The sequence below is a fragment of the Cognatiluteimonas sedimenti genome (assembly GCF_022808325.1).
In the GTDB taxonomy this organism is placed as follows: Bacteria; Pseudomonadota; Gammaproteobacteria; order Xanthomonadales; family Xanthomonadaceae; genus Cognatiluteimonas; species Cognatiluteimonas sedimenti.
In genome coordinates, this window is sequence record NZ_JALGCL010000001.1 from 250,926 (window position 1) to 277,098 (window position 26,173).

At 69.1% G+C, this 26,173-nt stretch carries 29 protein-coding genes; 21 read left to right on the top strand and 8 right to left on the bottom strand.

Features of this window, described 5'->3' with window-relative positions; all coding sequences use genetic code 11:
- Positions 1-41: 41 nt before the first annotated feature.
- The 3 genes from MQC88_RS01215 (at position 42) to MQC88_RS01225 (ending at position 2,847) form a co-directional block, all read left to right on the top strand.
- Positions 42-1,913, top strand: coding sequence for an ATP-binding cassette domain-containing protein (locus MQC88_RS01215; RefSeq protein ID WP_243318475.1), 1,872 nt, complete (start codon positions 42-44; stop codon positions 1,911-1,913).
- A 98-nt stretch (positions 1,914-2,011) separates the two neighbouring features.
- The gene (locus tag MQC88_RS01220; RefSeq protein WP_243318477.1) at positions 2,012-2,617 is read left to right on the top strand and encodes a YdeI/OmpD-associated family protein; all 606 of its coding nucleotides are present in this window, start codon (positions 2,012-2,014) and stop codon (positions 2,615-2,617) included.
- An 80-nt stretch (positions 2,618-2,697) separates the two neighbouring features.
- Entirely contained in the window at positions 2,698-2,847 is a 150-nt protein-coding gene (locus tag MQC88_RS01225) for a hypothetical protein (protein ID WP_243318479.1), read from the top strand.
- A gap of 60 nt (positions 2,848-2,907) precedes the next feature.
- Here the strand turns inward: MQC88_RS01225 and MQC88_RS01230 are convergent, their stop codons facing one another.
- Both MQC88_RS01230 and MQC88_RS01235 read right to left on the bottom strand, forming a co-directional pair.
- On the bottom strand, positions 2,908-3,543 hold the full coding sequence (locus MQC88_RS01230) for a hypothetical protein (RefSeq protein ID WP_243318481.1): 636 nt from the start codon (positions 3,541-3,543) through the stop codon (positions 2,908-2,910).
- A gap of 211 nt (positions 3,544-3,754) precedes the next feature.
- Positions 3,755-5,551, bottom strand: a complete 1,797-nt coding sequence (locus MQC88_RS01235) for a M14 family metallopeptidase (protein WP_243318483.1) — start codon at positions 5,549-5,551, stop codon at positions 3,755-3,757.
- Positions 5,552-5,642: 91 nt separating this feature from the next.
- Between MQC88_RS01235 and MQC88_RS01240 the strand changes: the two genes are divergently transcribed.
- Genes MQC88_RS01240 through MQC88_RS01255 form a run of 4 tightly spaced genes read left to right on the top strand, consistent with a single transcriptional unit; the run spans position 5,643 to position 9,157 of the window.
- Positions 5,643-6,287 carry a glutathione S-transferase family protein gene (locus MQC88_RS01240; RefSeq protein ID WP_256451729.1) on the top strand — a complete coding sequence of 215 codons (645 nt, stop codon included), beginning with the start codon at positions 5,643-5,645 and terminating at the stop codon, positions 6,285-6,287.
- Positions 6,284-7,906: a POT-type proton-dependent oligopeptide transporter gene (locus tag MQC88_RS01245; protein WP_243318485.1), complete on the top strand. Its 1,623-nt coding sequence runs from the start codon at positions 6,284-6,286 to the stop codon at positions 7,904-7,906. The genes MQC88_RS01240 and MQC88_RS01245 overlap by 4 nt, the downstream gene beginning before the upstream one ends.
- A 33-nt stretch (positions 7,907-7,939) precedes the next feature.
- Positions 7,940-8,539: a hypothetical protein gene (locus MQC88_RS01250; RefSeq protein ID WP_243318486.1), complete on the top strand. Its 600-nt coding sequence runs from the start codon at positions 7,940-7,942 to the stop codon at positions 8,537-8,539.
- Between the two features lie 3 nt (positions 8,540-8,542).
- Positions 8,543-9,157: a rhomboid family intramembrane serine protease gene (locus MQC88_RS01255; RefSeq protein ID WP_243318488.1), complete on the top strand. Its 615-nt coding sequence runs from the start codon at positions 8,543-8,545 to the stop codon at positions 9,155-9,157.
- 25 nt (positions 9,158-9,182) lie between these two features.
- Here the strand turns inward: MQC88_RS01255 and MQC88_RS01260 are convergent, their stop codons facing one another.
- Positions 9,183-9,512 (bottom strand): hypothetical protein, encoded by a 330-nt coding sequence (locus MQC88_RS01260; RefSeq protein ID WP_243318490.1) that lies wholly within the window; start codon positions 9,510-9,512, stop codon positions 9,183-9,185.
- Positions 9,513-9,558: 46 nt separating this feature from the next.
- On the opposite strand from MQC88_RS01260, the gene MQC88_RS01265 reads away from it, so the two are divergent.
- From MQC88_RS01265 to ligD, 9 genes are all read left to right on the top strand, one after another.
- A complete protein-coding gene (locus MQC88_RS01265) occupies positions 9,559-9,945 on the top strand; it encodes a hypothetical protein (protein ID WP_243318492.1) in 387 nt (128 codons plus the stop codon).
- A 74-nt stretch (positions 9,946-10,019) separates the two neighbouring features.
- On the top strand, positions 10,020-10,253 hold the full coding sequence (locus tag MQC88_RS01270) for a GNAT family N-acetyltransferase (RefSeq protein ID WP_425491514.1): 234 nt from the start codon (positions 10,020-10,022) through the stop codon (positions 10,251-10,253).
- Positions 10,254-10,400: 147 nt separating this feature from the next.
- A complete protein-coding gene (locus MQC88_RS01275; protein WP_243318496.1) occupies positions 10,401-11,117 on the top strand; it encodes a pseudouridine synthase in 717 nt (238 codons plus the stop codon).
- Positions 11,118-11,342: 225 nt separating this feature from the next.
- On the top strand, positions 11,343-11,552 hold the full coding sequence (locus MQC88_RS01280) for a cold-shock protein (RefSeq protein ID WP_117203630.1): 210 nt from the start codon (positions 11,343-11,345) through the stop codon (positions 11,550-11,552).
- Positions 11,553-11,694: 142 nt separating this feature from the next.
- Positions 11,695-12,510: a DUF3298 and DUF4163 domain-containing protein gene (locus tag MQC88_RS01285; protein WP_243318498.1), complete on the top strand. Its 816-nt coding sequence runs from the start codon at positions 11,695-11,697 to the stop codon at positions 12,508-12,510.
- A 39-nt stretch (positions 12,511-12,549) separates the two neighbouring features.
- Positions 12,550-13,698, top strand: coding sequence for a cyclopropane fatty acyl phospholipid synthase (gene cfa, locus MQC88_RS01290; protein WP_243318500.1), 1,149 nt, complete (start codon positions 12,550-12,552; stop codon positions 13,696-13,698).
- A 103-nt stretch (positions 13,699-13,801) separates the two neighbouring features.
- Positions 13,802-14,065 (top strand): hypothetical protein, encoded by a 264-nt coding sequence (locus MQC88_RS01295; protein ID WP_243318503.1) that lies wholly within the window; start codon positions 13,802-13,804, stop codon positions 14,063-14,065.
- Between the two features lie 167 nt (positions 14,066-14,232).
- The gene (gene ku, locus MQC88_RS01300; RefSeq protein WP_243318505.1) at positions 14,233-15,162 is read left to right on the top strand and encodes a non-homologous end joining protein Ku; all 930 of its coding nucleotides are present in this window, start codon (positions 14,233-14,235) and stop codon (positions 15,160-15,162) included.
- 12 nt (positions 15,163-15,174) lie between these two features.
- Complete coding sequence (gene ligD, locus MQC88_RS01305) at positions 15,175-17,673, top strand: DNA ligase D (protein ID WP_243318507.1); 2,499 nt, start codon at positions 15,175-15,177, stop codon at positions 17,671-17,673.
- An 89-nt stretch (positions 17,674-17,762) separates the two neighbouring features.
- Here ligD and MQC88_RS01310 read toward each other — a convergent pair whose 3' ends face one another.
- Positions 17,763-19,985 (bottom strand): M3 family metallopeptidase, encoded by a 2,223-nt coding sequence (locus MQC88_RS01310; protein WP_243318509.1) that lies wholly within the window; start codon positions 19,983-19,985, stop codon positions 17,763-17,765.
- A 165-nt stretch (positions 19,986-20,150) separates the two neighbouring features.
- Between MQC88_RS01310 and MQC88_RS01315 the strand changes: the two genes are divergently transcribed.
- The 4 genes from MQC88_RS01315 (at position 20,151) to MQC88_RS01330 (ending at position 22,052) form a co-directional block, all read left to right on the top strand.
- Positions 20,151-20,570 (top strand): CBS domain-containing protein, encoded by a 420-nt coding sequence (locus MQC88_RS01315; RefSeq protein WP_243318511.1) that lies wholly within the window; start codon positions 20,151-20,153, stop codon positions 20,568-20,570.
- A gap of 160 nt (positions 20,571-20,730) precedes the next feature.
- A complete protein-coding gene (locus MQC88_RS01320; protein WP_243318513.1) occupies positions 20,731-21,213 on the top strand; it encodes a glutathione peroxidase in 483 nt (160 codons plus the stop codon).
- Positions 21,210-21,605, top strand: coding sequence for a hypothetical protein (locus MQC88_RS01325; protein WP_243318516.1), 396 nt, complete (start codon positions 21,210-21,212; stop codon positions 21,603-21,605). Before MQC88_RS01320 ends, MQC88_RS01325 begins: the two co-directional genes overlap by 4 nt.
- A gap of 21 nt (positions 21,606-21,626) precedes the next feature.
- Positions 21,627-22,052: a hypothetical protein gene (locus MQC88_RS01330; RefSeq protein ID WP_243318518.1), complete on the top strand. Its 426-nt coding sequence runs from the start codon at positions 21,627-21,629 to the stop codon at positions 22,050-22,052.
- Between the two features lie 103 nt (positions 22,053-22,155).
- Here the strand turns inward: MQC88_RS01330 and MQC88_RS01335 are convergent, their stop codons facing one another.
- Entirely contained in the window at positions 22,156-22,965 is an 810-nt protein-coding gene (locus tag MQC88_RS01335; protein WP_243318520.1) for a ferredoxin--NADP reductase, read from the bottom strand.
- A gap of 95 nt (positions 22,966-23,060) precedes the next feature.
- On the opposite strand from MQC88_RS01335, the gene MQC88_RS01340 reads away from it, so the two are divergent.
- On the top strand, positions 23,061-24,302 hold the full coding sequence (locus MQC88_RS01340) for an MgtC/SapB family protein (RefSeq protein ID WP_243318522.1): 1,242 nt from the start codon (positions 23,061-23,063) through the stop codon (positions 24,300-24,302).
- Between the two features lie 8 nt (positions 24,303-24,310).
- On the opposite strand, the gene MQC88_RS01345 is transcribed toward MQC88_RS01340, so the two are convergent.
- Genes MQC88_RS01345 through MQC88_RS01355 form a run of 3 tightly spaced genes read right to left on the bottom strand, consistent with a single transcriptional unit; the run spans position 24,311 to position 26,119 of the window.
- Entirely contained in the window at positions 24,311-24,733 is a 423-nt protein-coding gene (locus MQC88_RS01345; RefSeq protein WP_243318524.1) for a universal stress protein, read from the bottom strand.
- 36 nt (positions 24,734-24,769) lie between these two features.
- Positions 24,770-25,540, bottom strand: coding sequence for an SDR family NAD(P)-dependent oxidoreductase (locus MQC88_RS01350; RefSeq protein ID WP_243318526.1), 771 nt, complete (start codon positions 25,538-25,540; stop codon positions 24,770-24,772).
- A 30-nt stretch (positions 25,541-25,570) separates the two neighbouring features.
- Positions 25,571-26,119, bottom strand: a complete 549-nt coding sequence (locus tag MQC88_RS01355; RefSeq protein WP_243318528.1) for a GNAT family N-acetyltransferase — start codon at positions 26,117-26,119, stop codon at positions 25,571-25,573.
- Positions 26,120-26,173 lie beyond the last annotated feature (54 nt).

Genomic DNA, 26,173 nt, shown 5'->3' on the forward strand with positions numbered 1-26,173 from the left:
CGCAGGCAAGGGGTTGGCGCGTGGGCCGTCTACAATGGCGCATGCCCCTGATCACCCTGCAAGACGTCGACTACAGCGTCGGCGGCCCGTTGTTGCTGGAAGGCGTCACCCTGGCAATCGAGCCCGGCGAGCGCATCGCCCTGATCGGCCGCAACGGTGCGGGCAAGTCGACCTTGCTCAAGCTGCTGGCCGGGGAACTGAAACCCGACGATGGCGAGGTCCGGGTCGAAGGCGGCATCCGCATCGCGCGGCTGGAGCAGGAAGTCCCGGCCGGCGCGCAGGGCGACGTATTCGACGTGGTCGCCGGTGGCCTGGGCGAACTCGGGACCTGGCTGGCCGAGTTCCACCACCTCAGCCACGCCGACCAGGTCGACGTTGCCGCGCTGGCGAAAGTGCAGGCCAGGATCGAGGCCGGCCACGGCTGGTCGCTGGAGCAGCGCGTCACCGAAACCCTGACCCGCCTGGGCCTGGACGGCGACGCAACGTTTTCCGGCCTCTCCGGCGGCCTCAAGCGCCGCGTATTGCTGGCGCGCGCGTTGGTATCGGCGCCGGACCTATTGCTGCTCGACGAGCCCACCAACCACCTCGACATCGCCGCGATCGACTGGCTCGAAGGCTTCCTCAAGGGCTGGGCGGGCGCACTGGTGTTCGTCACCCACGACCGCCGCTTCCTGCGCGCGCTGGCCACCCGCATCGTCGAGATCGACCGCGGCCAGGTCAGCAGCTGGCCGGGCGACTGGGCCAACTACGAGCGTCGCCGCGAGGAGCGGCTCAACGCGCAGGCGCAGGAGAACGCGCGCTTCGACAAGGTCCTGGCGCAGGAGGAAGCCTGGATCCGGCAGGGCATCAAGGCGCGACGCACCCGCGACGAAGGCCGCGTGCGGCGACTGGAAGCGATGCGCAACGAGCGCGGCCAGCGCCGCGAGCTGGCCGGCAACGTGCGCATGGAAGTGGCGCAGGGCGAAGCATCGGGAAAGAAGGTCATCGAAGCGAAGAACGTATCCTTCGGCTACGGGACCGTACCGGTGATCCGCGATTTCTCCACCACCATCCTGCGCGGCGACCGCATCGGCCTGGTGGGCGCCAACGGCAGCGGCAAGACCACGCTGCTCAAGCTGCTGCTGGGCGAAATGGCGCCCACATCAGGCGAAGTGAAGCTCGGCAGCAACCTGCAGGCGGCGTATTTCGACCAGTACCGCGCGACCCTGCGCGAGGACTGGAACGCGATCGAGAATGTCGCCGAAGGCCGCGAATCCGTCACCATCAATGGCCGCCAGAAGCACGTCGTCGGTTACCTGCAGGACTTCCTGTTCACGCCCGAGCGCGCGCGCGCGCCGATCACGCGGCTCTCGGGTGGCGAGCGCAACCGGCTGCTGCTGGCGCGACTGTTCGCGCAGCCATCCAACCTGCTGGTGATGGACGAGCCGACCAACGACCTCGACGTGGAAACGCTGGAGCTGCTGGAGGAACTGCTGGCCGATTACCCGGGCACCCTGCTGCTGGTCAGCCACGACCGCGATTTCCTTGACAACGTGGTGACGTCCACCCTGGTGATGGAAGGCGATGGCACGGTCGGCGAATACGTCGGCGGCTACAGCGACTGGCTGCGGCAACGGCCGCACCCGGCCGCCGCCGCCGCCGCCGCACCGAAGGCTCCGCTGGCAGCGAAGCCGGAACCTGCGGCTGCACCGGCAAAGCGCAAGCTCGGCTACAAGGACGCGCGCGAACTGGAACAGCTTCCGGCGCGGATCGAGGCCCTGGAGGCCCGCCTGGCGGACATGGCAGGCCAGATGAACGACCCCGCGTTCTACCAGCGCGAAAGCGCCGCGATCCTGGCCCACAATGCCGCCATCGCCGACCTGCAGGCCGAACTGGACGCGGCCTATGCGCGCTGGGCGGAACTGGATGGCTGACCCGCGACGCTACCGAGCGCCACCAGGGTAGCAACGGCACTTCACGCCGCGCCCATTGCGCGCTACAACGCGGCAGCGGCCAGAACGGAGTGCCTGCCATGCCCAGCCAGGATCCGCGCATCGATGCCTACATCGCCGGCGCCGCCCCTTTCGCGCAGCCGATCCTGGGGAAGCTGCGCGCCATCGTCCACGAAGCCTGCCCGGGCGCCGAAGAAACGATCAAATGGAGCATGCCGTGCTTCATGCACGCTGGCGGCATCCTGTGCAGCATGGCGGCGTTCAAGCAGCACGTGTCCTTCGGCTTCTGGAAGCATGCGCTGGTGATGGGCGAGGGCGTCGAGCGCGACGGCATGGGCAGCTTCGGCAGGATGGCCTCGGTCAAGGACCTGCCGGCGAAGAAGGAACTGCTCGCATTGATCGGCAAGGCGATGGCACTCAACGAGCAAGGGGTGAAGACGCCAGGCGCGCGCAAGGCCACCAGCCCCAGGCCGCCGCCGGCCGCCCCCGACGACCTTGCCGCGGCGTTGCGGAAGAACAAGGCCGCCGCCGCCACGTTCAAGGCCTTCCCGCCGGGCCAGCAACGCGAATACATCGACTGGCTGGTGGGGGCCAAGCGCGAGGACACCCGCGCGAAACGGCTGGCCCAGGCGGTCGAATGGCTGGCAGAGGGCAAGCGTCGCAACTGGAAATACGAGAACTGCTGAACGCCCCCGCACATCGCGCTTGCCACGTCCTTCATCGCCCCCGTGCTGGCATGGCGGCGCCCCACTGGATGGAGACCGCGATGATCCGCAAGCTGCCATCGGGCGGATACCGCCTGTACTCACGCAAACCCGATCCCCGGACCGGCAAGCGCCGCAATCTCGGTACCTTCCCAACCCGCGAGAAAGCCGAGAAGCACGAACGCGAAGTGCAGTACTTCAAGCACCACTGAGCGGTGCGGCGGCGCAACCGCACGACCGGCCTGGGCGGGTCGATAGAGGCGTCGCCGGCGTCAATCGCCCAGGTATGCCCCGCAGCCGCGATACACCTTGTCGCCGACGGTCAGCTCGGCGCCGGTTTCGAACGCCTCGCCGCTCATGCCGTCGCGGCAGGGTTCGCGCCTGGTGCGCAGGACGACGTCGGTGCCGTCGGACAGCTTGCCACCATAGCCGGGCGTGCTGCTGATGCCGGTGGCGCGGGGGATGTCCAGCGTGCGTTCGCCGTAATCGAGCACGGCATGCAGGCGCGGAGCGTCGCCACCTCCGACCTCCACCAGCCAGCCCGGCTCGCTGCCGACCGCGCGGTAGGCGATGCCGCGCGCGGCCGCGTCGGTCCACGGCGAAGCGCGATCGCCGGGGCTGCAGTCGCGCTGTTCTTCGCCCGCCAGGATCAGGATGGCGCCATCGCCCTGGCGCATGAACTCGTTTCCGGCGGCGTCGGCGTGGCGCGTGCCGGTCAGTGATTCCACGTGCGGCAGCCGCAGTTCGCGGCCGGAAAAATGCAGGCGCACGGCATCGCCCTCGGCGTCCGCATCGACCAGCAGTTCGCCGCACTGCCAGTGCATCGTGGCGCCGGCCGTGGTGGGCTGCGGCTGCGGCGACGGACTGGCGGGGGGCGGCCCCTGGTCGGCGTGGCGAGGCGCCCGCATCCCGTCCGTTGGGGCCTGCGCTGGCGGGACCGCAGCGCCCGCGCCGGCAGGCGCCCCGGGCTGGCATGCAGCGAGCGTTACGGCGACCAGATACGGCAGGATCCTGGCGATGCGCATGGCGGTGTTCCCCGGGAAGGGCCCCGAGCATAGGAACGCGGCTTCAACGCGGCGTGAGGGCGGGTTGCAGCCGAAGAGCGGCGGCTGCCGGTCGTCACTCCGGCACGGTATCGGTACGCAGTACCGGGTACAGGTTGTAGCGGTCGTCGTAGGACGAGTGCCGCCGATAGAAGAAGTCCAGGCGTGCCCGCGGATCGGCCGCGAACGCGGGATCGCCCTTCAGCCGCTGCTCGAACGCGGCCTTCAGCTTTGGATCCTTCGCCAGCATGTCGCGCGCGATTTCCTCGGCGACATAGGGCTCCATGTATTCCTTCTGCTCGAAGGCGTTGTTGAACTCGCCCCAGCCCAGCAGCGAGTCCGGGGCCTGCGGTTCCAGCAGTGCCATCACCAGCCGGGCCCTGGGTTGCGCGATCGGCACGAACAGCGCGCCGGCGGCGACGTCCCGTGCCTCGGGCTTCCAGTCGCCCGCAACCGTCAGCCGCTGGTGGCCCTCGAACGACTGCTTGCCGAACTCGGTGCGGTCGGGCCGGAACGCCTGCAGCGCGGCATCGGCAAGCCCGTGGTCGAGGCGGCGGAAGGCGATGCCGTGCTGTCGCAGCTTCCTGCCGACCCAGTCCGCGTGCGCGGCCGGCACGAGGTAGCCGGCGCGCGGTGCGACGACGACGTGGTCCGGAACGATATGGTCGCGCAGCGGCACCTGCCAGGTTACCGGCTTGGTCTCGTCGTAGCGCGTCATCAGCGCGCCGGACACGTCCGATGGCGTCCGCGTGTATGCATAGCCCTGGAAATCGATGGCGCGTGCGGTGCCGGCGACCTTCCAGTCCAGCGGAACCGGCGTGCCGCCCAGCTGCCGCGCACGTGCGTCGGCGTCGTGGGCGAGGGCGAGCCAGTGGCTGCCGTTGGCCGCCACCAGGTCGAGCAGGGCGATGATCGCGTTGCGGGTGATGCGCACCCGGGTCGGATAGCCTTTCCACGAATGCGTCTCGACCAGCATCCCGAAGCGGTTGCGCAGCTGGAAGTAGCCGTTGGAGAAGCGCGGCGTCGACACGCCATCCTCGAAGCCGGACGCCGGGTTGTCGAATTCCACGAACGAGGGGTAGAAGGGCAGCGCCATCGAGCCCTGCGCGTCCAGGCGCTCGATCACGCCGTCGCGCAGCGCGGTGCCGGCCTTGCGCAACGCCTCGTCGCCGGCGTGCAGCGGTTCGACCTGCACCGAGACGTCGTGCTGGAACTTGGCGCCGTCGGTGACGTGCAGGTCCACGTAGGCAAGCGGATCCCAGGCTTCGACCAGCGCCAGCATCGCATGCATTTCCGGCGCGTCGGCCTTCACGTAGTCGCGGTTGAGGTTGTAGTTCTGCGCGGTGGTGCGCCAGCCCATCTGCTCGGGGCCGCGCTGGTTGGGGCGGTTCCATGCGCCGAAGCGCTCGTGGCCGTCGACGTTGAACACCGGCACGAACAGCAGCACCTGCCTGGCCAGGTCGCCGGCGGCGGCTTCGCCGTCCAGGGCCTGGCGCAGCGCGAGGAAGCCAGCGTCCTTGCCGTCGATCTCGCCGGCGTGGATGCCACCCTGCACCAGCAGCACAGGTACGCCAGCGGCCTTCGCGGCTTCCGGGGTGAACGCACCGCTGCGGGTCGCGACCAGCAGCTTCATCGGCCGGCCTTCCGGGGTGGTGCCGAACTCGCTGCAGCGCACCGCATCCGGGTAGGCGCGCGCGAAGGCGTCGCAGAGTGCGATCACCTCGTCGTAGCGGCCGGTCCTGGTGAATCCGGAACGCTCGGCGACCGTCGTCAAGGCGGAGGGGCTGGCAGGCGCCGCCGTGGCCATGGCCATGGGGGCCGCCGCGGTGAGCAGGGCGGCGAGTGCGGCGGCGAGATGGACGGGGCGTGGCATGCGATGGCTTCCGGGAGAACGACCGCCGCATGGTAGCGAATGCCCGCGGCTGGCATAGTCCGCGCTGGAAGCCATGTCGGAGCAAGCCATCTTGGAACAATCCATCGACCGGTTGTACTACGCGCCCGGCGCCGCGAGCATGCTCGTGCACTGGCTGCTGATCGAATGCGGGCACCCGCACGAGTTGCAGCTGGTCGATACCGCGACCGGTGCCCAGAAGCACCCCGACTACCTCGCGCTCAATCCGGACGGCGTGGTGCCGACGCTGGTGCTCGATGGCGAGCCGATGGCCGAGGCCGCGGCGCTGGCGATGACCCTGGCCGACCGCCATCCGCAGGCTGGCCTGGCGCCGGAATTCGACGATCCGAGCCGGGCGCGGTACGTGCAGTGGATGTTCCACCTGGCCAATGCGGTGCAGCCGCTGTTCCGGATCTGGTGGTATCCGCACGAACCGGCCGGCGCCGAGTTCTCCGACGGCGTGCGCGCGCACGTGGCGCCCCGGATCGAGGCGGCATGGCAGCGCATCGATGCGCGGCTCGCGGCGGGCGGACCGTTCCTGCTGGGCGATGCCGTGAGCGCCGCCGACTTCTACCTGGCGATGTTGATGCGCTGGTCGCGCAACATGCCGAAGCCGGCGACGCAGTGGCCGCACCTGGCCGCGCTGGCGCAGCGGATGAAGGCGCGGCCGTCGTACGCCGCGCTGTGCGCGTCCGAGGGCCTGGAGGCCTGGAATTGAGCGCCGCCACGCTCGCGCGCCTGCCGCGCCAGGTGCCCTACATCATCGGCAACGAGGCCTGCGAGCGCTTCAGCTTCTACGGGATGCGCAACATCCTGGTGCAGTTCCTGATCAGCAGCGTGATCTTGGCCTACATCCCGGAAGCCGATCGCGAGGGCGCGGCCAAGGACATCTTCCACAGCTTCGTCATCGGCGTGTACTTCTTCCCGTTGCTCGGCGGCTGGCTGTCGGACCGGTTCTTCGGCAAGTACGACACGGTGCTGTGGTTCTCCCTGGTCTATTGCGCCGGCCATGCCTGCCTGGCGCTGTTCGAGGACAACCGCCAGGGCTTCTACACCGGCCTGTTCCTGATCGCGCTGGGGTCGGGCGGGATCAAGCCGCTGGTGGTGTCCTTCGTCGGCGACCAGTTCACCCAGGCCAACAAGTCGCTGGCCAAGGTCGTCTTCGACTTCTTCTACTGGACGATTAATTTCGGCAGCTTCTTCGCGTCGCTGCTGATGCCGCTGTTCCTGCGCGAACTGGGCCCCTCGATCGCCTTCGGCATTCCCGGCGTGCTCATGTTCATCGCCACCTTGGTCTTCTGGATGGGCCGCAGGCAGTACGTGCGGGTGCCGCCGAGCCGCGGCGAGGATCCCGATTCGTTCTACAACGTCGCGCGCACCGCGCTGCTGTCGCACGCGCCGGGGCAGGGGCGGCCGGGGCTGGTCGTGGCCGTCGCCGGGGTGGTCCTGGCCGCGGCGATGCTGCTGGCCTGGGGCCTGCATGCGTGGGCGGGCCTCGCGGTGCCGTTCTGGCCCGCGGGCTTCCATTTCGTGATTACCGCGTGCCTGGTGCTGGGCGCGCTGATCGCCTGCGGCGGCATTGGCGTGTCGATGCAGCTCGAGCGCGCCCGCGGCCGCCACGATGCCGCCGCCGTCGACAGCGTGCGTGCGGTGCTGCGCATCATCATCGTGTTCGCGCTGACCACGCCGTTCTGGTCGCTCTTCGACCAGAAGGCCAGTACCTGGGTGATCCAGGGCCGCGACATGGCGGTGCCGCACCACAGCTGGTGGTGGCCGAGCTGGCTGGTGCGCGAGGCGGCGCAGATGCAGGCGCTGAACCCGTTGCTGGTGATGCTGTTGATCCCCTTCAACAACATGGTGCTGTACCCGGCGCTGCGCCGGCTGGGCTACGAGCCGACCGCGCTGCGGCGGATGGGTTGGGGCATCGCGTTCTCGGGCATCGCCTGGATCGTGGCCGGGCTGATCCAGCTGCAGATCGACAGCGGCGCGGTGACCTCGCTGGCGTGGCAGGCGCTGCCGTACACGCTGCTGACCTTCGGCGAGGTCCTGGTCTCGGCGACCGCGCTGGAGTTCGCCTACAGCCAGGCCAAGGGTTCCATGAAGGGCGTGATCATGGCCTTCTGGTACCTGGCCAGCACCTTCGGCAGCCTGTGGGTGCTGCTGACGAATGTCGCAGTGCGCAACGACGCGGTGACTGCGCGCATCGCCACCACGGGCTGGAGCGAGAACGCCTTCCTGATGTTCTTCTTCGCCGCGTTCGCGTTCGCCGCAGCGCTGGCGTTCGCGCTTTATGCGCGGCGCTATCCGATGCAGGACAATTACCGGCCGGCGGGCTGACGACCCGCGACGGCCAGAATGGGGAGAACGACGATGAAGTACTGGATCCTTGCCGCCGCCGTGCTGGGGCTGGCGGCCTGTGGCGGCCAGCCCGCCGACACCGCCGGAACCGAGGCGGCGGACGCGGCCGCCAAGCCACGGCCAGGCGCCGCATCGGCGCCCGCGGCAAAAGCCGCGCCGGAAGCCGCGCCCGCGGCCGCGACCGACGCGCCGTTGCAGGTCGCCGACATCGACGCCTACGTCCGCGGCATGGGCAGCGAGGTCGAAATGCTGAAGGCGGAGTATCGAAAGATCGAGCAGGCGCGCGCCGCCAACGACAGCGACGCCGAAATCCAGGCACTGTTCGCGATGACCGCCGAGGGCATCGACGAAGCCGGCGTGCAGGCCTCCCGGCTATCGCCGGCGCGCTATGGATTCGTCAAGGACCGCATCGACGAAATCCAGTCCAAGGCCGACCTGCTGGAAGGCTTCCGCAAGATGGAAGGCAACAGCAGTGCGCTGAGGGCACAGATCGGCGATCCCTACGCAGGCCTGCCCGCCGACGTCGCTTCCGCGCTCAAGGCACGCAACGCGGAAACCGCCGCGCTGCGGGCGGAAGCCATAGGCCTGCGGCTGAAGGCGGCCGGAGGCTGACGGATGTCGCTGTCGCTGACCGTGCTGATCATCGCCGCCACCGTGCTGGTGTCGTGGCTGGCGTTCAACAACCCGCGCCTGCTCGACCGCCTGGTCCTGTGGCCACCGGCGATCGCGCGCCAGCACCAGTACGACCGGTTGGTCACGCACGGCTTCATCCACGCCGATTTCCAGCACCTGCTGTTCAACATGATCACGCTGTACTTCTTCGGGCGACTGGTGGAGCAGTGGTTCGTGCCCTACATCGGCCGGGTCGGGTTCGTGCTGTTCTACCTGTCGGCGATAGTGATTGCGATCCTGCCCACCTACCTGCGCCACGTGGGCGATACGCGCTACCGCAGCCTCGGCGCTTCCGGTGCGGTCTCGGCGGTGCTGTTCACCTTCATCCTGGTGCAGCCGTGGTCGCTGATCTTCGTGTTCTTCGTGCCGGTGCCGGCGATCGTGTACGGCGCGCTCTATGTCGGTTACTCCGTGTGGATGGACAAGCACGGCCAGGACAACGTCAACCACAGCGCCCACCTCTGGGGCGCGGCCTATGGCATCGCGTTCACGTTGCTGATGGAGCCGCGCGTGGGCGCGGCCTTCGTGGATCGGTTGCTGCATCCGTCGTTCGGCTGAGCTGCGGCGCGGTCGCCGCCGATGCTCACCCGGCCTGAAGATCGGGTGTGCTATCCAGACCGTCATTGCGGCCTGGGCCGCGCGGTGGTGGAGGCGGCATGGCAAGCGCACGGATTCCATTGAAGGGTGGCGGGACGGCCAAGACGGCAACCCGGAAGACCGCCGCCAGCAAGAGCGCGTCGAAGCCCGCCGCGAAGTCCGCCGCAACGCAGGTGGCCGCGAATTCCAGGGCCGGCAAGGCCGTGAAGCCGGCGAACAGAACAACCAAGGACGCAAGGACGACGGCGGCAAGGTCCGTGCGGCCGGCTGTCGGCAAAACCGCAGCGCCTTCGAAGGCGAAAAAATCCGTCGCCAAGTCCGCCGCAGGGAAGGCGGTGCAGGAATCGGCATCGCGCGCGGCCGTGCCGGCAAGGAAAGCACCTGCCAGGAAAGCGCCTGCGAAAAAAACCGTTGCGGCGAAAACCCCTCCGCAACCGCCGGCAGCCAGGTCCGCCGGCAAGTCCTCGGGATCGAAGACCACCGCCGCGCCGCGCAAGATCACCCCGAAGCAGGCGCTGGCCAACACCCGCAAGCTGCTGGAAGCCAAGCAGGCGCACGATCGCCAGCCGCCGGCATGGCAGGCGCTCGACCGCCAGCCCGACCAGTTGCCGCATGCGGCCGGTTTCCAGTCCGCCGAAGCCCAGGATCGGGCCGGGGAGTTGCACGCCGGCGAAAGCCGGATGGAGGCGATCCAGGGCGCCATCAGCACCCGGGACCGCCATGACCAGGGCAAGCGCGACCAGCGCTGATGCGGGGGACTGCCATGCCTGCCGATTCCTCCATCCCTTCCCCGGTCGCCCACGATGAGGCCCGGAAACGATTCGTGGCCCGGCGCGACGGACACGAAGCCCGGCTCGATTACACCGTGGCCGGGGATGTCCTTGCCATCACCCACACCATCGTCCCCGAGGCGATCGGCGGCCGCGGCATCGCCGGGGAACTCGTGCGTACCGCGCTGGAATACGCGCGCGCGGGGCGATTGCGGGTGCGGCCGGCGTGTTCCTATGCCGAGGCCTGGATGGGTCGCCATCCCGAGTACGACGACCTGCGTGCCTGAGCAGCGGGCGACCCGCGCGCCGGGTGCTGCCACTCCAGAGGCGATGCACGGGGCGGACCGGGAGCGCGATCGAGTCCGTGGACCTGAGCCGGGGGACCCTTCGCCGGCCGCGTAGAATTGCGCGCCCTGACCGTCGGTTCCCGGCACATGCGCCTCAACAAGCACATCAGCGACAGCGGCCACTGTTCGCGGCGCGAGGCCGACCGGCTGGTCGCCGAAGGCCGGGTCACCGTCAACGGCCAGCGTGCCCGGGTCGGGGCCGAAGTGGGCGAGGGCGACGAGGTCCGGATCGACGGCCAGGCGCTGCGGCCGCGCAGCGCGGCCAAGGGCCAGCGCCGCCATGTCTACATCGCGCTCAACAAGCCGGTGGGGATCACCTGCACCACGGAAGCCGCGGTGCGGGGCAACATCGTCGACCTCGTCGGCCACGAGCAGCGGATCTTCCCGATCGGCCGCCTGGACAAGGAGTCCGAAGGCCTGATCCTGCTGACCAGCAACGGCGACATCGTCAACGAGATCCTGCGCGCCGAGAACAAGCTGGAGAAGGAATACCTGGTGGCGATCAACCACCCGGTCGACGAGCCGTTCCTGCGCGCCATGGCCCGCGGCGGGATCCCGGTGCACGAGAAGGCGACCCTGCCGTGCAAGACCGGCAAGCTCGGCCCCTACGGCTTCAGGATCGTGCTGGTGCAGGGGCTGAACCGGCAGATCCGACTGATGGCGGCGCACTTCGGCCACCGGGTGAAGCAGCTGGTCCGGGTGCGGATCGGCAACGTCCGGCTGGGCCACCTCAAGCCTGGCCGCTGGCGCAACCTGACCGATGCCGAATTGCATGGGCTTTTGCCGCAGCGCAGCGACTGGTAGCCGGTCCAGGGCGGGGCCGGGGGCCGTACGCCGCCCATTCACACTTTTGGCCAAAAGTAGGTTAAGGTGCGCCCACTGTTCAAAGCGGGATCACGGTACATCGTGGCCCGATGCGGTTGATCCAAACGATCCGCTACATCGTCGCGTCTATACCCCTTGCTCGACAGTCTCGGTCCGCGTGTCGCGTTCCGTGCCAAATCAACACAACGTTTCAAGGAGTTAGACATGTCGGATCGTCAGACCGGTACCGTCAAGTGGTTCAACGACGCCAAGGGCTTCGGCTTCATCACCCCGGAGTCGGGTGCGGACCTGTTCGTGCACTTCCGTTCCATCCAGGGCACCGGCTTCAAGTCGCTGCAGGAAGGCCAGAAGGTCTCGTTCAAGGTCGTGCAGGGCCAGAAGGGCCTGCAGGCGGACGAAGTCCAGGCGCTGTAATCACAGCCGCCACATTGCTGTAACGAGAAACCCGGCTCCGGCCGGGTTTTTCTTTTGCGCGGGCAGCAGCTCTGGCGTGCATTCAGGCATCACGCCATCGTCCCTATCGTGATCGCGGTCCGTGCCGGGAAAGGAGCCCGCCATGTTTCGCATCGCCTGCCTGTCCTGCCTGTTGCTTCTGGCGCTGCCCGCCTGCCAGCGTGATGCGGCGCCCGCGTCGACGACACCCGCCGCTTCCGCGGATGCGGCCGCCACGCCCGCGGTCGCGGCGCCGCCGCTGCAGGACGTGGTCGAGCGCGACCCGAGCTACCTCATCGGCATCAGTTACCCGCCCGTCGCCAAGCGGTATCCGGGGCTGGCGGCGGCGCTGAAGGCCTATGCCGACGCGGCCCGGGGCGAACTGATGCAGGCGGTCGCGGGCCTGGGTTCCCAGAAGCCGACCGCCCCCTACGACCTGTCGCTGGCCTTCAGCGAACTGGTCGTCACCCCGCAACTGGTCGCGATCGCTGCGGATGGCAGCAGTTACACCGGCGGCGCCCACGGCAACCCGCTGCTGGCGCGCTTCGTATGGTTGCCGCAGCAGGACCGGCAACTTACCGCCACGGAACTGATTCCCGACCCGCAAGCCTGGCGCGACATCGCCGGTTACGTCCGCGAGCAGCTGCTGTCCGCGCTGTCGCAACGGGTGGACGCGGACGCGCCGCCGCCGGCCGAGCGTGCGCAGATCGTCAAGAACGCCTCGCAGATGATCGACGAGGGGACCACGCCGGATCCGGCCAACTTCGCCCAGTTCGAGCCGGTGTTGGGCGCTGGTGGCAAGATAGTGGGGCTGCGGTTCGTGTTCCCGCCCTACCAGGTCGGCCCATACGCGGACGGCGTGCAGACGGTCGAGGTCCCGGCCGCGGTGCTGCTGCCCAAGGTGGCGGCCAGATACCGCGGTCTGTTCGAAGGGGGTTGAACGGCGGGCCGTGCCCGCGGCGGCGTGGAGGGGGCGACGATGGCGATCCATCCCTTGCGGCAGCGCGTGACCGGGCTGATGCAGGCAGCGGGCGTGCAACCCGACGGCCCGGGCGAGTGCGACCCGCGGATCCTGGACGACCACTTCTACGGGCGCGTGCTGCGCGAAGGCTCCCTCGGCCTCGGCGACTCGTACATGGACGGCTGGTGGCAGGTCGGCTCGCTGGATGGAATGTTGTACCGGCTGCTGCGCCATGGCGTCGACGAGCGCGTTCACGGCCTGCGCTCGCGCCTGGACGATCTCCGCGCCTGGCTGCTCAACCTGCAGGCCGGGCGCCGCGCGCTGGCCGTGGGCGAGCGCCATTACGACCTCGGCAACGAGCTGTTCGAGGCGATGCTGGGCAAGCGCCTGGTTTACAGTTGCGGCTACTGGCGCCAGGCCGACGGCCTCGACGACGCGCAGGAAGCCAAGCTCGACCTTGTCTGCCGCAAGCTCGGCCTGCGCCCGGGCATGCGCGTTCTCGACATCGGTTGCGGCTGGGGCGAGGCGCTCAAGTACGCGGCGCAGCACCATGGCGTGGAGGGCGTCGGCGTCACCATTTCGCGCGAACAGGCCGATTACGCCCGCAAGCTGTGTGCCGGCCTGCCGGTGGACATCCGCCTGCAGGATTACCGTGCGCTCGCGGGCGACACCGCCGACAGCAGCTTCGACCGCATCTTTTCGATCGGCATGTTCGAGCACGTCGGCGCGAAGAACTACCGCGCGTACTTCGAAGTCGCGCGCCGCTGCCTGCGCAACGACGAGGCCACCGGCGGCGGCCTGTTCCTGCTGCACTGCATCGGCAGCAACGTCTCGTTGCGGCACACCGACCCATGGATCGCCCGCCACATCTTCCCCAACTCGATGCTGCCGTCGGCTGCGCAGATCGCCAGCGCCAGCGAAGGCCTGTTCGTGACCGAGGACTGGCACGGCTTCGGTACCGACTACGACCGCACCCTGCAGGCCTGGCGCGACAACATCGAAGCCGCCTGGGACAGGCTGCCGCCGCGCTACGACGAGCGCTTCCGCCGCATGTGGCGGTTCTACCTGGCCGCGTCGATGGCGACCTTCCGCGCACGCCGCGCGCAGTTGTGGCAGCTGGTGATGTCGCCGCACGGCGTCCCTGGCGGGTACGACGCGCCGCGCTGAATGCGCGTCGACGGCGACCGCGTCACGGCCGTTGAACATCCCCTTCACCGGGCGCGAACGCGGTGCCTGCGCTAATGGCGGCGCCATCACCGGAGAAGACGCGATGCTCGTCCACCTGCACCACGCCCCCGAAGTCGACCACGACGAAGGCCGCACCCGTGCGCGCATCTTCGGCGAGGAAGCGACCGACCTGTACCCGGGCCAGCCCTGGGGCGAGGTGGAACCGCACATGGCGGGCGACTGGCGCGCGGTGCGTGGCAATTCGCCGCTGGCCTGGGCGGACGTGCGCGGCCACGCCCATGCGGCCTGGCAGTGCGCCAAGCTGGAGCGCGAGGACCACCTGCGAGACGACGCCCCGGTGTTCTGAGCGCCCCCGCAGGCTCATCAGGATCGACGCCGCCGCAAGGCGGCGTTTTGCTTTCCTGCCACCCGCTCCGCGCCCGGCGGTCGACAACCGCATCACGCCCCGCCGCCAATACTCGTGCGCCGCATGCCGGCATCGCGCGCCGGCGTGCCCCGCCCCAGGAGGCCACCATGGCACGCCCCGTCTGGACCGGTACGCTTTCGTTCGGGCTGCTCAACATCCCGGTCTCGCTGATGGCCGGCGAGCGCCGTACCGACATCTCCTTCCGCATGCTCGATTCCCGCAACAACGCGCCGGTGCGTTACGAGCGCGTCAACGCCGAGACCGGCGACGAAGTGCCGTGGAAGGACATCGTCAAGGCCTTCGAATACGACAAGGGCAGCTATGTCGTGCTGGAGCCCGAGGACATCAAGTCGGCGGCGCCGGAGAGCCACGACGCGATCGAGGTCGAGGGCTTCGTCGATGCCGGCGCGATCGGGCCGCAGTATTTCGAGAAGCCTTACGTGCTGGTGCCGGCGAAGAAGGCGGAAAAGGGTTACGTGCTGCTGCGCGAGGCGCTGCAGGGCACCGGCAAGATCGGGATCGCGCGGGTGGTGATCCGGACCCGCGAGCACCTGTGCGCGGTGATGCCGCAGGGGTACGCGCTGGTCCTGCTGATGATGCGCTACCCGCAGGAACTGGTGGACGTCGACGAATACAACATCCCGGAGGGCGCCCGCGGGGACTACCGGATCACCGCGAAGGAACAGGAATTCTCCGAGCAGTTGATCGAAACCATGTCCACGAAATGGGAGCCGGACCAGTACCGTGACGAGTTCCGCGAACGCCTGCACAAGGTGATCCAGCAGCGGATGAAGGCGGATGGCGTGGTCAAGCGCGAGGAGGAGGAACCGGAAGTGGGCGAGGGCGCGACCACCAACGTGGTCGACTTCATGGCGCTGTTGCAGCAGAGCATCGACCGCAACAAGCGCACCCCGGCCCGGAAGGCGGCCTCCAAGACTGCGCCGGCGAAGAAGGCGCCCCGGAAAACCGCGAAGAAGGCAGCGAAGAAGGCCGCGGCCAAGGGGGCTGCCAGGTCCGCCTCGCGCAAGCGCGCCTGACGGGCGGTGGCGATGAGCCTTCGCGAGTACGCACGCAAGCGCCGCGCCGGGGAAACGCCGGAACCATTCGACGACACGCGTCCCGGCAAGCGCGGGCGACGCCCGATCTTCGTCGTGCAGCTGCACCACGCACGCGCGCGGCATTACGACTTCCGCCTGGAGATGGACGGCACGCTGAAGAGCTGGGCGGTGCCCAAGGGGCCTTCGCTGCGCGCGGGCGAGAAGCGCCTGGCGGTCGAGGTCGAGGACCATCCGCTGGGTTATGCGGGATTTTCGGGCGACATTCCCAAGGGCCATTACGGCGCCGGCCACGTCGACATCTTCGACCGTGGCGTATGGAACGCGGAAGGCGACCCGCTGGCGGGGCTGGCGGCCGGCAAGATCGATTTCGAACTGCATGGCGACAAGCTGCACGGCGCCTGGAAGCTGGTGCGCACGCAACAGCGGCGCAGCGGCAAGCCGCAATGGTTGCTGCTCAAGCGCGATGATGCATGGGCACGCGATGCCGAGGCCGACGACCTGGTAGCCGGTGTCGGCGCCCCCGGGGCTGCCGGCGCCAAGGGCGGCAATGGAACTGCCGCGACTCCCCGGCCGCCCAGGGCCAAGCCCGGCAAGCATGCCGGCGCTGCCCCGGCGAGGCGCTCGCGGGCATCGCGCCCGGACTGGGCCGGGCGGGCCGCGGCATTGCCCGGCGCCCGTGCCAGGAACCGCAACTGGAAGGCGCCGGCGCCTCAGCTGGCGACCTTGCGCCAGGCCCCGCCGCAAGGAGACGACTGGCTCCATGAACTCAAGTGGGATGGCTACCGCTTGCTGGCGGAAGTCGTCGCCGGCAAGGCGCGTTTGCTTTCCCGCAATGGGCTCGACTGGACCGCGGACTATCCGGAGATCGTGGTCGCGCTGGAGCGGCTGGGGGTGGCCGAAGGCAGCTTCGACGGGGAGCTGATCGCGCTCGATCCCAAAGGCGGCGACGACTTCGCCTTGTTGCAGCGGACCATCCAGGGCAGTGCCCGCGGCGTGCTGCGCTACATGCTGTTCGACCTCCCGTCCCTGGCCGGCAGCGACCTGATGGCGGTCCCGCTGGACGAGCGCAAGGCGCTGCTGGAGAGCCTGCTGGAAGGGGCCGATCCGGTGCTGGCCTACAGTAGGCACATCGTCGGCCACGGACCGAAAGTGTTCGCCGCCAGTGCCACGCAGGGCATGGAAGGCATCATCAGCAAGGCGCTGGGCGCGCACTACACGCCCGGAAGGTCGGCGACCTGGCTCAAGACCAAGCACGCGCAGTCCGACGAATTCGTGATCGTCGGCTTCACCGCGCCCAAGCGCTCGCGTACCGGCTTCGGCTCGCTGCTGATGGCGACCCGCGAGCACGGCGCGCTGAAATACGTCGGCCGCGTCGGCACCGGCTTCGATGATGCGCAACTGCGTTCGTTGCTGGCGCGATTGCAGCCGCTGGCGCGCACGCCGCCGACGGTGACATTGCCGGCCCACGTGCCCTTCAGGCCGCGCGACGTGACCTGGGTCGAGCCACGCCTGGTCGCCGAGCTGGCGTTCCGCGGCTGGGGCAAGGAAGGGCTGCTGCGGCAGGCGAGTTTCCAGCGATTGCGGGAGGACAAGACCATGGACGACATCGGCGACCAGAGTGCCCCGGCGCAGCGGCTGACCAGCCCCGGCAAGGTGGTGTATCCGGAACTCGGCCTCAGCAAGCAGCAGGTCGCCGACTACTACCGCGCGGTGACGCCCTGGCTGCTGCCGGAGCTGGTGCGACGCCCGTTGTCGCTGCTGCGTTGCCCGGACGGGCTCAAGGGCCAGTGCTTCTTCCAGAAGCACCACGCCGGGACCCTCGGTGCGGCCGTGCATGCAGTGCCGATCCGCGAAAAGAATGGCGGCAGCGACGACTACCTCTACGTCGACGACATCGAGGGCGTGCTCGACCTGGTACAGATGAACACGCTGGAGCTGCATCCCTGGGGCGCGCGGATCGGGGATGTCGAACACCCCGACCGCCTGGTGTTCGACCTGGATCCCGGTGAAGGGGTGGACTGGAAGGCGATCGTCGCGGCCGCCCGCGACGTGCGCGCGCGGCTGCAGGAGATCGGGATGCAGAGCTTCGTGCGCCTGTCCGGGGGCAAGGGCCTGCACGTGGTGGTGCCGATCGCGCCGGGCCCGGACTGGGGGACGGCCAAGGCCTTCTGCGAAGCCTTCGCCGATGCGATGGCCACCCAGGCGCCGGACAAGTACGTCGCCACCGCAAGCAAGGCCAAGCGCCGCGGTGTGATCTTCATCGACTGGTTGCGCAACGGCCGCGGCGCCACCAGCGTCGCCAGCTGGTCGCTGCGCGCGCGCAAGGAGGCAGGCGTGGCGATGCCGCTGGCCTGGTCCGAATTGGGACGCACGAAATCCGGCGCCGACTATCCGCTGCCACGCGCGCAACGCCGCGCCGCGAGCCTGCGCAAGGATCCCTGGGATGGCTGGGCGCAGGCCACGCAGCAGGAGCTGGTCGCGCTGGATTGATGCGCCGGCGCTGGACGGGTTTGGTCGTCGACCGGAGAAAAAGCCGCCCGGATCGCTCCGGGCGGCTCGCTTGGGGCGTATCCCGTGGCTTACGGCTTCGGCGGAACCGGGCCTGTGTCGGGCTTGGCCGCGTCGTCGCCGCCTTCCGCAACCAGGCCACGGCGCTCCAGCAGCGGCGCGATCTCCGGGTCGGCGCCATAGAAGGCCTTGAACAGTTCCAGCGCATCCTGGCTGCCGCCGCGTGACAGGATCATGTCGCGGAAGCGGTTGCCGTTCTCCCGCGTCAGGCCGCCGTGCTCGCGGATCCACTTCGCGGTGTCGGCATCCAGCACCTCCGACCAGATGTAGGCGTAGTAGCCGGCCGCGTAACCGCCCATGATGTGGCTGAAATACGGGGTGCGGTAGCGCGGCGGCACCGGGGCGTAGTCCAGGCCGACGGACTTGAGCGCGGCGGCTTCGTAATCCATCACCCCGGCGGCGTCGGGCAGCTGGTCGGCGGCGACCTGGTGCCACTTCTGGTCGAGCATCGCCGCGCCCAGGTACTCGGTGGTGGCAAAACCTTCGTTGAACTTGGAGGCCGCCATCACCTTGTCCAGCAGCGCCTTGGGCATCGGCTCGCCGGTCTGCCAGTGCCTGGCGTAATTGGCCAGCACCACCGGGTCGTCCATCCACATCTCGTTGACCTGCGAGGGGAACTCGACGAAGTCGCGCGGCACGTTGGTGCCGGAGAAGTAGGGGTACTTCACGTCCGAGAACATGCCGTGCAGGACGTGGCCGAATTCGTGGAAGGCGGTGTTGGCGTCGTCCCAGGTCATCAGCGCGGGCTTGCCTGCCGCCGGCTTGGTGACGTTGAGGTGCAGCGCGACGACCGGCTTGGTGCCCATCAGGTCGGACTGGTCGACGTAGGAGCTCATCCACGCGCCGCCCTGCTTGGTCGGGCGCGCGTACGGGTCCACCAGCACCAGCGCGAGCTGCGAACCATCCTCGTTGGACACGTCGTAGACGCGCACGTCGGGCTGGTACACCGGCAGGTCCGTGCGACGCTTGAACTTCAGGCCGTACAGCTTGCCGGCGGCGAAGAACACGCCGTTCTCCAGGACGTTGTCCAGTTCGAGGTAGGGCTTGATCTGCGACTCGTCGTAGTCGTACTGCGCCTTGCGCACCTTTTCGGTGTAGTAGGCCCAGTCCCACGGCTGCAGCTGGAAGCTCGGCTGGCCCTTGGCCTTCTGCTCGCTGTCGATCATCGCCTGCAGCACCGAGCCTTCGCGGCGCGCGTTGGCGACGGCGATTGGCGCCAGCTTTTCGAGCATGGCGTTGATGGCTTCCGGCGTCTTCGCGGTTTCCTCGGCGACCGCGAACGCGGCGTAGTTCGGGTAACCCATGATCTTCGCGCGCTCGGCGCGCAGCCTGGTCACCTGCGACACCGCCGCGCGCGTGTCCCACTGGTTGCCGCGGCTGCCGCGCGCGACCGAGGCGCGATGGATGCGCTCGCGCAGGGCGCGATTGTCGAGCTGCGCCTCGGTGGGCTGGCCGGTGGTGTTGAGCAACGGGATCAGGAACTTGCCGTCCAGGCCCTTGGCCTTGGCGGCTTCGGCGGCGGCGTTGACCTGGTCGTCGGTCATGCCGGACAGTTCGTCGCGGCTGTCGACCACGATCGCGGAATCATTGCGCTCGGCGAGCACGTCCTGGCTGAACTTCGTCGTCAGCGTCGCCAGTTCGGCATTGATCGCCTTGACCCGTTCCTGCTGTTGCGGCGTCAGGTTGGCGCCGGCGCGGACGAAATCGGTGTAGTAGCGCTCAACCAGGCGCGCGTCCTGGGCGTCGAGGCCGAGGGTGCCGCGGCTGTCGTACAGCGCCTTGACCCGCGCGAACAGCTTCGGGTTGAGGTACAGGGCGTCGCGGTGCGCCGCGAACCTGGGCGAGTATTGGGCGTCGAGCTTGTCCAGCGTGTCGCTGGTGTCGGCGCTGGTGAGGTTGCCGAACACGTAGCGTGCGCGCGACAGCACCTGGCCGGAACGTTCCATCGCCAGGATCGTGTTATCGAAGGTCGGCGCGGCGTCGCTGGCGGCGATGGCGTCGAATTCCTGCCGCTGCTCGGCCATGCCGCGATCGAATGCGGGGCCGAAATCGCTGGCCTGGATCTTGTCGAACTGCGGGTACTGCAGCGGCAGCGGGCTCTCGGCGAAGAACGGGTTGGACGATTGCGGGGTGCTGGACACGGGCTGGTCCGGTGCGGGGGAGGAAGCGGCGGCGTGGGCCGGCGCGGCGGCGGCCAGGGCCAGGGCCACGGCCAGGGCAAGCGGATGGTTCATGCGGGCAATCCCTCGGAGGCAAGCCGCCAGCCTAGCCGATGTCGCGGCATCGAGCCCATGGCGAAGGTACTGCCAACGCGGCGGCCAGGGGTCGGCGGGTTGGGTTCACGCCGCCAGAACCGCGCGCGGGGCAGGCTGGGCTTCCCCCCACGCCAGGAGCAGACCATGGAGTTGAACACCGTGATGACCGCCAATCCCGCGTGCTGCAGCCGCGACACGCCGTTGCGGGAAGTGGCGAAGATGATGCTGGACAACGATTGCGGCCTGATCCCGGTGGTCGACGACCAGCGGCAGTTGCTGGGCGTGGTCACAGATCGCGACATCGCCACCCGTGCCGTCGCCGGCGGCAAGGACCCGGCAAGCTGCAGTGCCGGTGATTGCATGAGCACGCCGGTGAAGTCGGTTGCCGCGGACAGCACGCTGGCCGATTGCTGCGCGGCGATGGAGGCCGGTCAGGTGCGGCGGGTGCCGGTGGTCGATGCGCAGGGTCGCCTCTGCGGCATCGTGTCGCAGGCCGACGTGGCCTTGAGTGGCCGCGACGAGAAGACCGCCGAGGTCGTCAAGCAGGTGTCCAGGCCGAACTGATCCGCCGGGCGGGCCGCACGACGCTGGAGCAGCGTCGCAGCGGCGATGTCGGGCGCCGGTGCATCGCGAAAACGCCGTCCCGGATGGCGGCGTTTTCCATGGCACGTGCTTCCGCCGCCGGGGCATAATCCGGCGGCAACCGCGATGCCACGGAGAGCCCATGACCACTGCCTACGACTTCAGCGCCACCGACATCGACGGCCAGCCGCAGGCGCTGTCGCAGTACCAGGGCAAGGTCCTGCTGATCGTCAACGTCGCGTCCAGGTGCGGGTTTACCCCCCAGTACGCGGGGCTGGAACGGCTGTGGCGCGACTATCGCGGGCGCGGCCTGGTGGTGCTTGGCTTCCCCTGCGACCAGTTCGGCCACCAGGAGCCGGGCGATGCCGCCGAGATCAAGAACTTCTGTTCGCTGACCTACGATGTCGACTTCCCGATGTTCGCCAAGATCGAGGTCAATGGCGCCGGCGCGCATCCTCTTTGGCAATGGCTCAAGGACGAGAAGGGCGGGCTGCTGGGCATTGATGCCATCAAGTGGAACTTCACCAAGTTCCTGGTCGGCCGCGATGGCCGCGTGCTCAAGCGCTATGCGCCGACCGACAAGCCCGAATCCATGGCCCGGGACATCGAGGCCGCCCTCGCATGAAGGCAGGCGACCCCGGGGATTGCGCTGGATACAGGATCGAATTCGAGTCCAGCGGCCCGCTGTTGCGCGTCCGCGTGACCGGCGCCGGGTCGTACGCCGCGACCGTCGACTACTGGCGGCAGATCCTGGCCGAGGTGCAGGCGCGCAAGCCCGGCGGACTGCTGCTGGTCGATGAGTTGCAGGGGCCGGCGCTCACGGCCGGGGAGTGGCAGTCGCTGGTGGACGGAACCCGGCAGCAGGGCCTGGAGACGGTGCGGATCGCCCACGTCAAGCCGCTCGGCTTGCAGAGCGTCGAACACTGCGAGATCTACGCCCGGGAGGTCGGCCTGGAGGCCCGGGTGTTCGACAACGAGACCAACGCACGCCTGTGGTTGCGTTACGGCGGCGCATGATGCCGCAGGATCGACGCGATCGTGGCAGGCCCAGGCATCGGTGCCGCCGTGCGCGATGACGACTTCGGCCCGGTCACGATGGAGGCCGACCGCGAGATCCCCGGCGTGCTGCGGGTCCGCGTGCATGGACGCGGCGGCGACGCCGGTGCCGCGCTGCGCCGCTGGCGCCACCACATCCTGCGCGCGCGTACGGCAGGGCTGGAGCGCCTGCTGGTGATCCGCGACCTGCAGGGCCCCGTGATCAGCGAGGAAGAGCTGGGCGAGCTCGTGATGCAGCTTGGCCGCCTCGACCTGCACGGCCTGCGCGTCGCCCTGGTGCAGACACGCCATGAGCGCCATCGCATCGATGAACTCGGGACCTTGCTGGCGATGGAACAGGGCGCGGATGCGCGCGTGTTCCCTGACGAGGCCTCGGCGCTGCTGTGGCTGCGCCACGGCACCGATTGAAGCGCGGCCGCGACCTCGCGAAAAACGCTCGTTCGAACAGGTGAGGCCCAGGCTGCTGTCCACCGCGGCGACGCGCGCGAATGGACGCTCTTGCCGACTGCCGCTACTTCTCGACGAAGGCGCGTTCGAACACGTAGTGCCCGGGCACCCCGATCCGCGGCGCGGCGGTGAAGCCGCGGCCGTCCAGCAGCGCCCGGAAATCGGCCAGCATCCCCGGGCTGCCGCACAGCATCGCCCGGTCGTGGGCCGGATCGAGCGGCGCCAGGCCGAGGTCGGCGGCGAGTTGGCCGCTGGCCATGAGGTCGGTAAGGCGGCCGCGGTGTCGACGGCCCTCGTGGATGAAGTCCTCGCGCGTGACCGCGGGGTAATAACGCAGCCGCCCGCGCACCAGGTCGCCGAGGTATTCGTGCCGTGGCAGCAGTTGCAGGATGTCGTCGCGATAGCACAGGTCGCGTTCGTGGCGCACGCCGTGGCACAGCACCACGGTCTCGAAACGCTCGTAGGTTCCGGGGTCCTTGATGATCGACAGCCACGGCGCGAAACCGGTGCCGGTACCCAGCAGGTACAGGTTGCGGCCGGGATGCAGGTCGTGGATCAGCAACGTCCCGGTCGGCTTGCGCCCCACCAGCACCTCGTCGCCCGGTCGGATGTGCTGCAGGCGCGAGGTCAACGGCCCGCCCGGCACCTTGATGCTGAAGAACTCGAGGTGCTCTTCCCAGTTGCCGCTGGCGATCGAATAGGCGCGCAACAGCGGCTTTTGCGAACCGTCCGGCTGCGGCACCTGAAGCCCGAGCATCACGAACTGCCCGCTGTCGAAGCGCAGGCCGGGATCGCGGGTGGTGGTGAAACTGAAGTAGTCGTCGGTCCAGTGACGGACGTCCAGCACGGTTTGGGCGCCGAAGGCAGAGGACATGCGGGCAGCGGTGACGCGAGGGGGCGGCCATTGTAGCGAACGGCGGCCTGCGACCCGCCTTGCCAGTACAGGTGGCCGCGGTGCACGCTTGCGCCATGCCTGCACCATCCACCGAGCTGGCCGGGATCGCGGTCGCCGCCGGCATTGGCCTGCTGGTCGGCATCGAGCGCGAGCGCAGCAAGGGCGACGGCGCGACGCGCGCGGCCGCGGGCGTGCGCACCTTCCTGCTGCTGGCACTGACCGGCGCGGTCGCGCAGCTGCTCGGGCCGCTGGCGGTAGCCGTGGGGGGCGCCTTCGTCGCCCTGGCCGCGCTGGCGAGCTACCGCTACAGCCGCGACCAGGACCCTGGCCTGACGACCGAAGCGGCGATGCTGCTGGTGTACCTGCTCGGGGTGCTGGCGATGCAGCGGATGGTGCTGGCCGCCGGGCTTGGGGTGGCGGTCGCGGTGGTGCTGGCAAGCAAGCCGCGCCTGCATCGGTTCACCCGCCAGGTGCTGACCACGCAGGAGTTGCACGACATCCTGCTGCTGGCTGCGGCCGCGGCGATCGTGCTGCCGCTGCTGCCCAACCGCACCATCGATCCGTGGCAGGCGTTGAATCCGCGCCGGTTGTGGTGGCTGGTGGTGCTGGTGATGGGCATCCAGGCGATGGGCTACGTGGCCCTGCGCGCGCTCGGCGCCCGTGCCGGACTGGCGCTGGCCGGGCTGGCGGGCGGCTTCGTGTCCAGCACCGCGACCATCGCGGCGATGGGCGAGCGATCGCGTGGGACGCCGGCCCTGGCGCCGGCCTGCGCAAGCGCGGCGTTGCTGTCCAATGTCGGCACTGTGCTGCAGTTGGCGGTCGTGGTCGGCGCGTTTTCGCCGGCCTTGCTGCAGTCGATCGCCTGGCCGCTGGTGGCCAGCGGCGTGGTCGCCATCATTGCCGCAGCGGCGTGGAGCTGGCGCGCGCTGGCGACGCCGGCGGCCATGGAGCCGGGGCGGCTCGGGCGCCCGTTCGAACCGCTGCACGCACTCGCCTTCGTTGCGATCGTCGCCGCGGCCTTGCTGCTGTCGGCGGTGCTGCATGCCTGGCGCGGGGATGCGGGGCTGGTCTGGGCGGCGGGCGCAGCGGGTCTGGCGGACGTGCACGCAGCCGCGGCGTCGCTGGCGCAACTCGTCGGGGTGGGCCAGGTCGACGTGGCTGCCGCGCGCTGGCCCCTGGTGGCGGCGCTGGTGACCAATTCGTCGCTCAAGCTGCTGTTCGCGTTCCTGCGCGGCGGTAGCGGCTACGGCCTGCGGGTGCTTACCGGGGTGGCCGCGATGGTGGTGGCGTTCGTGCTGGGGCTGTGGCTGCGCTGATCCGCGCTTCAGCGGACCAGCGTCACCGGCAGCGACGAGGCGGCCAGCACCTTGCTGGCGACCGAGCCCAGCAGCAGGCCCTTGAATGCAGTCAGGCCCCGCGAGCCCATGACGATCAGGTCGACGCGCTGCCTGGTCGCGGCCGCGGCGATCTGTTCGGCGGCGTCGCCGACCAGCAGCTGGGTGTCGAACGCCAGCTTGGCGCGGTTGAGGATGCGCCGGGCGCCGGTGGTCGCATACTCCCCGTTTTCTGCGTGATACCTGGCAACGGCCCTGGCGCCCATCTTGACCGCCGCGGCCTGCATCAGCGGCACGTCGACGTTGACCAGCAGCAACGCGGGCGGCGAGGCGAGCTGCCTGGCGAGCGCGACCACGTGTCTTGCAGCGGCTTCGCTGTTCTTGCTGCCGTCAACCGCCAACAGGACCTTCATCGCGAACTCCCTGGGTGCCAGGCGCGTGGAAACGACTCAACGCGCGGTGTATCCGCCATCGATCACCAGCTCGCTGCCGGTGACGAATTTGGATTCGTCGCTGGCAAGATAGACCACGCCCCAGGCAATGTCATCGGCCTCGCCGAGGTGGCCCAGCGGGTGCAGCGCCGCGACCTGCGCGCGCAGGGCCTCGACGTCGCCGCCGCCGGCTTCCAGGTGGTGCTGCACCATCGGCGTCCAGATGAAGCCGGGGTGCACCGAGTTGACCCGGATCCCTTCGCCCGCGTACAGCATCGCATCGGTCTTGCTCATCAACCGCACCGCGCCCTTGGAGGCATGGTAGGGCGGCGAATCCGCGGCGCCGACGAGGCCATAGATCGACGACAGGTTGATGATGCTGCCGCCGCCGGCGCGACGCATGTGCGGGATCGCGTGCTTGACGCAGAAGAACACGCCCTTGACGTTGATCGCCTGCACCCTGTCCCATTCGGCCTCGGTGATCTGGTCGGTCGGCTTGTTGGCGCCGGCGATGCCGGCGTTGTTGACCAGTACGTCGATGCGGCCCTGGCAGGCGGCGACAGCGTCGATCGCGGAGCGGACCTGGGCCTCGTCGGCGACATCGACATGCCAGCAGTCGGCATCGTGCCCGGCTGCGCGCAGCTCGTCGCGCAACGCCCGGGCATCGTCGTCGAGGACGTCGAACAGGGCGACGCGCGCGCCTTCGCCGGCCAGCCGCAGCGCACAGGCGCGGCCGATTCCAAGCGCCGCTCCGGTGATGATGCAGACCTTGTCCTTGAGTCGTTCCATGGCGATCCCCGATGGCTGATGGGCCAGGCTTCAGAGCGCGAGCGTATGCACGACCTGCGACGGATCGTCGTCCGATGACTTGGTGTGGAAGCCCAGGTAGCGCGCCAGGTCGCGCATTTCCAGGTTCCCGGCGTCGTCGACCGACACCATCCGCTTGATGCCGCGGTCGCGGGCGACATCGATGAGGTGCCGCATCATCGCCGTCCCCAGGCCTTGTTCCTGCCAGTCGTCGAGCACGGCCACGGCGACTTCGCACTGCTCGGGATCCGAGCCCACGGCATAGCGGCACGCACCGACCATGCGGTCGCGGCCGTCGTCGTGGACCACGGCAATGAACGCGACATCGTTGATGTAGTCGATGTCCGTGAGCGAGTCGATCAGGGCCTGGCTCGGGGAATTCATCTGGTACAGGAATCGCGCCCGCCGCGACTCCGGCGAGAGCGCCTGGATGAAGTCGCGCTCGGCCTGGGCATCCTGGCGTTCGATCGGGCGCAGCAGCACCTGGCGACGGTCTCGCAGGGTTTCGGTCCAGCGCGGGTTGGCGGGACCCACGTAGGCGTGTCCGGGGGTAGGGCGCATGGCCGTTTCTCCATTCGGGCGGTGGGTACTTCCGGGAACGGACTATCGGCCGTT

What these genes read in the sequence shown, in the direction of transcription:
- MQC88_RS01325 (WP_243318516.1), top strand. Translation starts at nt 21,210, where the DNA reads ATGAAGGCAGGCGACCCCGGGGATTGCGCTGGATACAGGATCGAATTC.
- MQC88_RS01285 (WP_243318498.1), top strand. Translation starts at nt 11,695, where the DNA reads ATGTTTCGCATCGCCTGCCTGTCCTGCCTGTTGCTTCTGGCGCTGCCC.
- MQC88_RS01215 (WP_243318475.1), top strand. Translation starts at nt 42, where the DNA reads ATGCCCCTGATCACCCTGCAAGACGTCGACTACAGCGTCGGCGGCCCG.
- MQC88_RS01345 (WP_243318524.1), bottom strand. Translation starts at nt 24,733, where the DNA reads ATGAAGGTCCTGTTGGCGGTTGACGGCAGCAAGAACAGCGAAGCCGCT.
- MQC88_RS01335 (WP_243318520.1), bottom strand. Translation starts at nt 22,965, where the DNA reads ATGTCCTCTGCCTTCGGCGCCCAAACCGTGCTGGACGTCCGTCACTGG.
- MQC88_RS01355 (WP_243318528.1), bottom strand. Translation starts at nt 26,119, where the DNA reads ATGCGCCCTACCCCCGGACACGCCTACGTGGGTCCCGCCAACCCGCGC.
- MQC88_RS01315 (WP_243318511.1), top strand. Translation starts at nt 20,151, where the DNA reads ATGGAGTTGAACACCGTGATGACCGCCAATCCCGCGTGCTGCAGCCGC.
- MQC88_RS01340 (WP_243318522.1), top strand. Translation starts at nt 23,061, where the DNA reads ATGCCTGCACCATCCACCGAGCTGGCCGGGATCGCGGTCGCCGCCGGC.
- MQC88_RS01275 (WP_243318496.1), top strand. Translation starts at nt 10,401, where the DNA reads ATGCGCCTCAACAAGCACATCAGCGACAGCGGCCACTGTTCGCGGCGC.
- MQC88_RS01230 (WP_243318481.1), bottom strand. Translation starts at nt 3,543, where the DNA reads ATGCGGGCGCCTCGCCACGCCGACCAGGGGCCGCCCCCCGCCAGTCCG.
- cfa (WP_243318500.1), top strand. Translation starts at nt 12,550, where the DNA reads ATGGCGATCCATCCCTTGCGGCAGCGCGTGACCGGGCTGATGCAGGCA.
- MQC88_RS01220 (WP_243318477.1), top strand. Translation starts at nt 2,012, where the DNA reads ATGCCCAGCCAGGATCCGCGCATCGATGCCTACATCGCCGGCGCCGCC.
- MQC88_RS01350 (WP_243318526.1), bottom strand. Translation starts at nt 25,540, where the DNA reads ATGGAACGACTCAAGGACAAGGTCTGCATCATCACCGGAGCGGCGCTT.
- ku (WP_243318505.1), top strand. Translation starts at nt 14,233, where the DNA reads ATGGCACGCCCCGTCTGGACCGGTACGCTTTCGTTCGGGCTGCTCAAC.
- MQC88_RS01295 (WP_243318503.1), top strand. Translation starts at nt 13,802, where the DNA reads ATGCTCGTCCACCTGCACCACGCCCCCGAAGTCGACCACGACGAAGGC.
- MQC88_RS01320 (WP_243318513.1), top strand. Translation starts at nt 20,731, where the DNA reads ATGACCACTGCCTACGACTTCAGCGCCACCGACATCGACGGCCAGCCG.
- MQC88_RS01310 (WP_243318509.1), bottom strand. Translation starts at nt 19,985, where the DNA reads ATGAACCATCCGCTTGCCCTGGCCGTGGCCCTGGCCCTGGCCGCCGCC.
- ligD (WP_243318507.1), top strand. Translation starts at nt 15,175, where the DNA reads ATGAGCCTTCGCGAGTACGCACGCAAGCGCCGCGCCGGGGAAACGCCG.
- MQC88_RS01250 (WP_243318486.1), top strand. Translation starts at nt 7,940, where the DNA reads ATGAAGTACTGGATCCTTGCCGCCGCCGTGCTGGGGCTGGCGGCCTGT.
- MQC88_RS01225 (WP_243318479.1), top strand. Translation starts at nt 2,698, where the DNA reads ATGATCCGCAAGCTGCCATCGGGCGGATACCGCCTGTACTCACGCAAA.
- MQC88_RS01235 (WP_243318483.1), bottom strand. Translation starts at nt 5,551, where the DNA reads ATGCCACGCCCCGTCCATCTCGCCGCCGCACTCGCCGCCCTGCTCACC.
- MQC88_RS01255 (WP_243318488.1), top strand. Translation starts at nt 8,543, where the DNA reads ATGTCGCTGTCGCTGACCGTGCTGATCATCGCCGCCACCGTGCTGGTG.
- MQC88_RS01280 (WP_117203630.1), top strand. Translation starts at nt 11,343, where the DNA reads ATGTCGGATCGTCAGACCGGTACCGTCAAGTGGTTCAACGACGCCAAG.